The 2,501-nt window shown below is 62.6% G+C and carries 2 protein-coding genes; one reads left to right on the top strand and one right to left on the bottom strand.

The features are described 5' to 3' along the window. Positions 1–112: 112 nt before the first annotated feature. Complete coding sequence (locus tag AC2VOG_RS20510) at positions 113–973, bottom strand: aldo/keto reductase (protein WP_486941655.1); 861 nt, start codon at positions 971–973, stop codon at positions 113–115. A gap of 451 nt (positions 974–1,424) precedes the next feature. Here AC2VOG_RS20510 and AC2VOG_RS20505 point away from each other — a divergent pair, with 451 nt between their 5' ends. After that, positions 1,425–2,243 carry an inositol monophosphatase family protein gene (locus tag AC2VOG_RS20505; RefSeq protein WP_486941654.1) on the top strand — a complete coding sequence of 273 codons (819 nt, stop codon included), beginning with the start codon at positions 1,425–1,427 and terminating at the stop codon, positions 2,241–2,243. Positions 2,244–2,501 lie beyond the last annotated feature (258 nt).

The raw sequence follows: 2,501 nt of genomic DNA, 5'->3' as shown, positions 1-2,501 counted from the left end.
TTGGCAGCGTCAACGAGGTCGACGTCACGGTCGAGCACGCGGATCTCGGCGGTCATCCCGCCATCATGTCTGGCGAGTGCCGTGACAGGGTGAGCACCCGGGTGCTGCCGGCTCAGGTACCGGTAAAGACCAGCGGGTCGTGGAGCACGCGGGTGCCGTCGTGCAGGGCCTCGATCGCGACCATGTGCTCGTCCTCGAGACTGAAGTCGAACACGTCCAGGTTCTCCGCGACCCGCTCCGGCCTGGACGACCGGGCCACGACCAGGTTGTCCAGTTGCAGATTCCAGCGAACCAACACCTGCGCCGGCGAGCGGCCATACTCGGCGGCGATCGACGCGACCGTCGGCTCCTCGAGCAGCCGGCCCACGCCGAGCGGGCTGTAGGACTGGGTCATCACGTCGTGGTCGTCGTGGTGCTGCCGTAACTCGGCCTGGGTGAGCCGCGGGTGAAGCTCGATCTGGTTGACGACCGGCACCTCCGTGGTTTCCTCGATGACGGTGTCGAGGTGATCCTTGGTGAAGTTGGAGACGCCGATCGAGCGGACGAGGCCCTGCTCCCGGGCCTGGATCATGCCTTCGAAACTTTCGACGTACTTGCCCAGCATCGGCGCGGGCCAGTGGATCAGGTAGAGGTCCAGATAGTCCAGACCGAGCCGGTCGAGGCTGGCCTTGCACGACTCTTGGGCGCTGTCGAACCCCTGCATGGAGGTACCGAGCTTGGTGGTGACCCAGAGCTCGTCACGCGGCACTCCCGAGGCGGCGATCGCGCGGCCCACCGCCTCTTCGTTGCCGTACGCGGCCGCGGTGTCGATCAAGCGGCAGCCGGCCTCCAATGCCGCGATGACCGAACTTTCGGTCTCGGCGTCCGACAGCTTCGCCACTCCGAGTCCCAGTACGGGCATCTGCGCTTCGTCGTGGAGGACAACCGTGGGAATCGTTGCGGGTGTACCGATTGGTTCGTCGATCGTGCTCATACAGCGTCACCTACCTGCGAATTTACTCAGTGGACAAATTGGAACAGACCCGCCATGCCCATCGGGCCGGACGTGGCTGCCCACGCATAACGGAGCATGCACAGCGAGGCACCAAAGTTGGATACGCCGGGCATATTTGAGCTATTTGTGGCTCGCCGAGCCGATCTCTGCGACCACTCACCGGTACGCCGTTAGCGTTCGTCTCAAGACCGGACCGTACGCCGACACCAAAAGTGCTGCACCGCTGGAAATTACGCGTGCAACTCGGAAGAGCTCTGCTGAGAACACCAGCAACTCTGTGACATCGGATAACTCTCGACCGAGCATCGTGCACCAATGACGTCTATCACACTGGGCGCTTGTTGCCAAAATAATTGGAGATCTGAGGAACGACGTCGCGACTTGGGCTCGCTGACACGAGTCGCTATGCTCGCTGCGCACTCGACTACCCATGGAAGCGAGGTTGCCCCAGGTGAAAACGCCGGACGATTTCCTCGAAATTGCATTGCAAGCAGCGCAAATTGGGGCGAAGACGTTAACGGAGTCACCGCCCGGTAGTGTGCACCGCAAGGGTGATCGCGATCTGGTGACTGATGTGGACCTTGCGATCCAGGATGAAATCCTGGATTTTTTACGCAAGGTCGCCCCGGAGGTCGATTCGCTGGCCGAAGAATCCACGCGGCAACCGGATATCGCGACGGTGGATTGGCTTTGGGTGCTCGACCCCATCGACGGGACATCCAATTTCGCGCACGGACTGCCGCTGTGCGCGGTTTCGCTCGCGTTGGTGCACCGCGGATCCCCCGTCGTGGCGGTGACCCAGGCGCCGCTGTTGGGGCGGACTTATCATGCGGTGCAAGGCAATGGGGCATACCTCAACGGGCGGCCGATCACGGTCAGCCGAACCGAAAGCCTCAACGAGGCGATCGTCTCGCTGGGCGACTACGCTGTCGGACCCAACGCCGCCACCCACAATCGGCAACGTCTCACAATCACGGCAGGCCTGGTGCCGTTGGTCGAACGTATTCGCATGGTCGGCGCGGCCACGCTCGACCTGGCCTTCGTCGCCGAGGGGGCGCTGGACGCGTGCGTGATGTTGTCCAACAAGCCGTGGGACACCGCAGCGGGAGCATTGATCGCCCGCGAAGCCGGTGCACTCGTCACCGATGCGCACGGGGATTCGCACACCTACCAATCTGATTCGATGGTCGCGGCCACACCGGCGATCGCTGACGAGTTGGCGAAGGTCATCAGCGTTGAGAATGTGTAGTACTGGTCGCCGCTGGTAGAGGGGTCGAGTCAGGCTTACGGCCTGGCCAGCAGCAGGGTCGGCGCGTCGACGTCACCTGCGGCTCGTCGCCGACGCTGTTACCGGGAGCCACCAGACTGATTTTCGATGTTTTGGGCAGCTAGGCACGGGGTAAAAAACTGTCATGTCCAAACTCAGTGTTATGAAATCGTTTGTTGTTGGTGGCGCGGTTGCTGCGGCGATGGCGGTCATGCCTGTCGCGGCAGCTGAGGCCAGTGT

The organism is Mycobacterium sp. TH-M11, from assembly GCF_057473725.1.
Note: the sequence above shows the minus strand (reverse complement) of the source record. Positions and strands in the feature narration are given on the sequence as shown.